Genomic DNA, 5177 nt, shown 5'->3' with positions numbered 1-5177 from the left:
AGTCATATCCACCAGGGCCTTCTTCTTGATCCGCACCGTGTCAGTGGCAGCCTGATAGAGTGGCACCGAGCCGATGCAGGCAGTGGTTTCAGCCACGATGGCGCGTCGGATCTCATCCACCGGACCGCCCGTGGAGAGGTCCATGATGGCGTCTGCACCATGCTTGACCGCCACCCGGGCCTTTTCCAGCTCTTTGGTGATGTCAGTATCATCGGCCGAGGTGCCAATGTTGGCGTTTACCTTGGTGCGCAGGCCGGTTCCCACTGCCAGCGGGATGCCATGCTTATGGGTCTTGTCGTTATGGCTGATGATAATGGTGCCTTTGGCAATACCGTCACGGATGAACTCCGGGGTAACTCCTTCAGCAGCGGCAGCGGTCTTCATTTTGTCAGTAATTATCCCTTGGCGGGCGGCTTCAAGCTGGGTCATTGGTCTGTTTCCTTTGCAGCAAGATAGTGGTTGATCGGGCCATGGCCTTTGCCCATCGGGCGGGCCAGGCGAATGGCATTGCTAATAAAGATTTTTGCCAGGCGAACGGCTTCTTTTAGTGGCTCACCCTGAGCCAGATAAGCCGCAATGGCAGAGGCAAAGCTGCAGCCTGTGCCGTGGGTGGCGCTGGTGAAGAACCGTTCTGAACTAAAACGATGGATGGCCTGACCGTCAAACAGGATATCAACGGCATCACCGCCGCTCATATGCCCACCTTTGAGCAGGACATTGGCTGCGCCCATACTGTGTAGCTGCCGGGCTGCCTGTTCCATGCTGGCTTCACTGTTGATGCGACAGTTAATCAGCCGTTCTGCCTCAGGAATATTGGGGGTCAGCAGGTAGGCATGGGGCAGCAGGGTTTCCTGAAAGATGGAAACGGCATCCAGTTCAAGTAACGAGGCGCCACCCTTGGCCACCATAACCGGGTCAATCACCACCGGGTAATAATGGCTCTGCTCAGTCAGATAGTCGGCCAGTAGTGAGATGATAGCCGGTGTATGCAGCATGCCGGTCTTGATCAGGTCAATCGGCAGGTCAGTCAGCACCGTGTCGATCTGATCCCTGACAAAAGAGGGAGGGATGCCGTGGATCGACTTGACTCCTCGGGTGTTCTGGGCAGTCAGGGCGGTGATAGCCGAGGCGCCGTAACTGCCCAGCAGGGTGATGGTCTTGAGATCGGCCTGGATACCGGCACCGCCGCCGGAGTCACTACCGGCAACCGTCAGTACACCACCACGGGGATAGGGGGCCAGCCGGTTGAACAGCAGCCGCAGTTCTGTGGCAGCCACCTCTGGGCTGGATGCAGACAGGACTGAAGAGATAACAGCAACCGCATCGGCACCAGCCTCAATTACGCGGCAGGCATTGGCCGGGCTGATGCCGCCAATGGCCACAATCGGCAGCTTAACCCGGTCCCGGATGGCAGCCAGTCCTGAGGTGCCGGGCATATGAGTGATATTTTTGCTGTCAGTAGGGTACATGGCACCAAAACCAAGATAATCTGCACCATCTGCCTCAGCCTTGAGCGCCTCATCCAGATTGTGGGTGGAGACGCCAATGATCTTGTTCGGCCCTAACAGTTCACGGGCCTGCTGGGGGGAACCATCGTCCTGTCCCAGATGTACGCCGTCCGCATCAAGATCGTGGGCAAGTTTCAGATCGTCGTTGACGATAAAAAGAGAGCCAAAGCGGCTGCAAAGCTGCTTCAGGCTGGTGCCTTCGTCAAGGCAGAATTCATAGGGTTTGTCTTTTACGCGATACTGCAGCACCGCTACGCCGCCACGCAGGGCCCGGGCTACCCGTTCAAGCAGGTTGTCCTGCTGATCAGTGATCAGATAGACCCCGGCAATGGGACGGTTCCGCATGGTTTTGGGGGCTGTTGCCACCAGGCGCAGTGGCATGGTTTTTTCAGACATTTGGTGGTACCTCGTGGTACGAAAAAAGGCCGCACTGAATACAAATCAGGCGGCCCGAAAAGAGATGCTGGGAACGAGGCCGCTTTCCTCCGCCGGCATTACCCGGTTCAGGTTCAAGGGGTCCGGCAAAGCCGTCTCAGCCTATGCAAGGCTCCCCCAGGGCGACGTAACCATACGATAAAAATAGCAGGTCGTCAACCGCTTCCGTACACAGAGTTTTCAGATTGCCCCCTGCGGCGGGCCGTGGTAAGTAAGTGGCATGTTTGACAGTCGCCCAACCTTTGCAGAGATAGATCTTGGTGCCCTGCGGGAGAACTATGCCGTTGTCCGCGCTTCCGTGCCGTCACGCTCAGCCGTGCTGGCAGTGGTCAAGGCTGATGCCTACGGCCACGGCTTTCTTGAGGTAAGTAAGGAGTTGGAACGTCAGGGCGTGGATGCCTTTGGGGTGGCCTTTCTGGCTGAGGCGATCCAGTTGCGTAAAAGTGGTATTGACAAACCGGTCTTGTTGCTGGGTGGGATTTATCCCGGTCAGGAACGTAAGTGTGTTGGATTTGGTATCTCCTCTGCAGTTTTTTCCCTTGAACAACTGAAGGCGCTGGATCTGGCAGCGGGCAAACTCTACCGCAAGGCCCTGGTGCATCTGAAGGTGGATACTGGCATGGGTCGGCTTGGAATTCCCTATGATCAGGTGCCTGCCCTGCTGGATGTCCTCAAGCTGCTGCCCAACATCTATCTGGAAGGGGTGATTTCCCACTTTGCCTCTGCCGACGAGCTGGATGAGTCGGGCCAGTACTTTACCCGGCTGCAGGGAGAGCGGTTTGGCTGGGCAGTGGAGCAGATTCGCAAGGCCGGTTTTTCGCCTCGTTATATCCATATTGCCAACAGTGCCGGAGCACTGCTGAATGATTATCCCTTCTGTAATCTGGTACGTCCTGGTATTGCACTGTACGGGGCATTGCCTTCGCCTGATTTTCAGGGCAGGCTTTCACTGCGTCCGGTGCTGCGCCTGAAAAGCAAAATCGCCATGCTGAAATGGGTTGAACCTTCTACCACCATCAGCTATGGCCGTCGGTTTACTGCCGAGCAGCGCACTCTGATAGCCAGTGTACCGGTTGGTTATGCTGACGGCTATCCCCGTGCCCTGACCAATAAGGGGCAGGTTCTGGTTAGAGGAGAACGGGCGCAGGTTTCCGGCACGGTCTGTATGGATTGGCTGATGCTGGATGTAACCCATATCCCCGGAGTGGCGGTGGGGGATGAGGTGACTCTGATTGGGGAGGACCGTAAAGGCAGTACCGTCTTTGCAGAAGAGGTGGCTGGTTTGGCCGGTACCATTCCCTATGAGTTGCTGTGCGGCATCAGTAAACGGGTGCCCAGAGTGTACATTGGAACAGGAAAGTAACACCATGACCAACAAAAAGATCAAACTGACGCAAACCGTCAAAGCTGCGGGCTGAGCGGCCAAGCTGGGCCCGGAGGGCCTTGCCACTGCGTTGGCAGGACTAAGGCGTCCTGCTGACCCCAGATTGATCGTGGGACCTGAAACGTCCGATGATGGGGGGGTCTATTATCTGACGCCGGAGATCGCGCTGGTGGAGAGTTGCGATGTGATTACGCCGCCTGCTGATGATCCCCGTGCCTTTGGCCGGATTGCTGCTGCCAATGCCCTTTCAGATATTTATGCCATGGGTGGCAAGCCGCTGACCGCCATGAATATCGCTTTTTTCCCAAACTGTAGCCTGCCTCCAGAGGTCCTTGGTGAATTGCTGGCCGGTGGGCAGGATGCCCTGAACGAGGCTGGCTGCTGTCTGGTTGGGGGACATACGGTTGAGGATGAAGAGTTGAAGTACGGCCTGGCAGTTACCGGTATGGTGCATCCTGACCAAGTGCTGCGTAACAGTACCGCCCGGCCCGGTGACCTGCTTGTACTGACCAAGCCGCTGGGGGTCGGTATCCTTACCACGGCGGTCAAAGGTGAGATGGCAACTGCCGCCCAAGAAGCTGAGGTGGTTCGTTGGATGTCGCTTTTGAACCGGGCTGCTGCCGAGTTGATGCTACGTCACAATCCTTCTGCCTGTACTGATGTAACCGGTTTTGGCCTGATCGGCCATAGCTGCGAGATGGCCCTGGGCGCAGGAGTAACCTTTCGCTTGCAACTTGATGCGATTCCTTTGATGGCAGGGGTTGCAGATCAAATTGCAGACGGTATGGTGCCTGCCGGTTGTTATCAGAATCGCAGTTTTTACCTTTCAAAGGTTGATACTGGTGCTTGTGAAGCTGATCGATTGTTGCCGCTATTTGATCCCCAGACATCCGGTGGTCTGCTGATTGCCTTGGCCCCTGATGATGCGGCATTGTTTCAGGTTGAGGCCAGCAAAAACAATATCTTCTGTGTGGCAATCGGTGAGGTACTGCCTCAAGCTGCCCTGCCGGTGATCATTAATTAAATTCTCTTGTGTTGTATACGCGTTGCAGCTTCAAAAGCACTTGGCAGGCTCCTGTCTCCCATGCTACAAAGCTCACTCCTGACCGTAGATCATTAAGATAATCAAACCAACATACATCGAGGTGTCATCATGGCCAAAATTACACGGGCGCTGATCAGTGTCTCCGACAAGACCGGTATTGTAGAACTTTCCAAGGCCCTGGCAGGTTACGGGGTGGAGATCCTTTCCACGGGCGGGACCGCCAAGTTGCTGCGCGAAGCCGGATTGACGGTGAAGGATGTGTCTGAATTTACCGGATTTCCTGAGATGCTGGATGGTCGGGTCAAGACCCTGCACCCCAAGGTGCATGGCGGTCTGTTGGGTGTCCGCGACAATGCAGAACATCAGGCCAAGATGAAGGAGCATGGCATAGAGCCGATTGACATGGTGGTGGTAAACCTTTACCCCTTTGAGGCCACCGTGGCCAAGCCTGATTGCGCCCTTGAAGATGCCATCGAGAACATTGATATTGGTGGCCCCACCATGCTGCGCTCTGCTGCAAAAAACAATCATGATGTGACCGTGCTGGTTGATGCTGCTGACTATGCCACTGTACTGGAAGAGATGGCTGCCAATAGCGGTTGCGTTTCGGTTAAGACCAATTTCCGTCTGGCAGTCAAGGTGTATCAGCATACTGCTGCATACGATGGTGCTATTTCCAACTGGCTGGGTGCCCGTTTGGGTGAGACCGCTGCTGAGTACCCTGAAACCTTTACCCTGCAGGTTAAAAAGGCTCAGGATCTGCGTTATGGTGAAAACCCCCACCAATCCGCCGCCTTCTATGTAT

Annotated in this window: 4 protein-coding genes, 1 pseudogene and 1 riboswitch; of the genes and pseudogenes, 3 read left to right on the top strand and 2 right to left on the bottom strand. The window is 55.6% G+C overall.

Translation table 11 applies throughout. From position 1 onward, the window contains the following. Window positions 1-429, bottom strand: a 429-nt coding sequence (locus OEL57_RS13800) for a phosphomethylpyrimidine synthase ThiC (protein ID WP_300741207.1), incomplete at its 3' end; no start/stop codon positions are given. Next, a complete protein-coding gene (gene thiD, locus OEL57_RS13795) occupies window positions 426-1904 on the bottom strand; it encodes a bifunctional hydroxymethylpyrimidine kinase/phosphomethylpyrimidine kinase (RefSeq protein WP_414718527.1) in 1479 nt (492 codons plus the stop codon). The genes thiD and OEL57_RS13800, both read right to left, overlap by 4 nt. Window positions 1905-1971: 67 nt before the next feature. Continuing rightward, window positions 1972-2072, bottom strand: a riboswitch (TPP riboswitch). A gap of 91 nt (window positions 2073-2163) precedes the next feature. Between thiD and alr the strand changes: the two genes are divergently transcribed. From alr to purH, 3 genes and pseudogenes are all read left to right on the top strand, one after another. After that, window positions 2164-3306, top strand: a complete 1143-nt coding sequence (gene alr, locus OEL57_RS13790; protein WP_300741204.1) for an alanine racemase — start codon at window positions 2164-2166, stop codon at window positions 3304-3306. Window positions 3307-3310: 4 nt separating this feature from the next. Further along, entirely contained in the window at window positions 3311-4351 is a 1041-nt protein-coding gene (selD, locus tag OEL57_RS13785; protein WP_300741202.1) for a selenide, water dikinase SelD, read from the top strand. A gap of 129 nt (window positions 4352-4480) precedes the next feature. After that, window positions 4481-5177, top strand: a pseudogene (gene purH, locus OEL57_RS13780) (bifunctional phosphoribosylaminoimidazolecarboxamide formyltransferase/IMP cyclohydrolase); the annotation flags it as partial.

The organism is Trichlorobacter sp., from assembly GCF_030247655.1.
Classification (GTDB): domain Bacteria; phylum Desulfobacterota; class Desulfuromonadia; order Geobacterales; family Pseudopelobacteraceae; genus Trichlorobacter.
The sequence above is the reverse complement of the archived record's forward strand: the minus strand, read 5'-3'. Positions and strand labels throughout refer to the sequence as shown.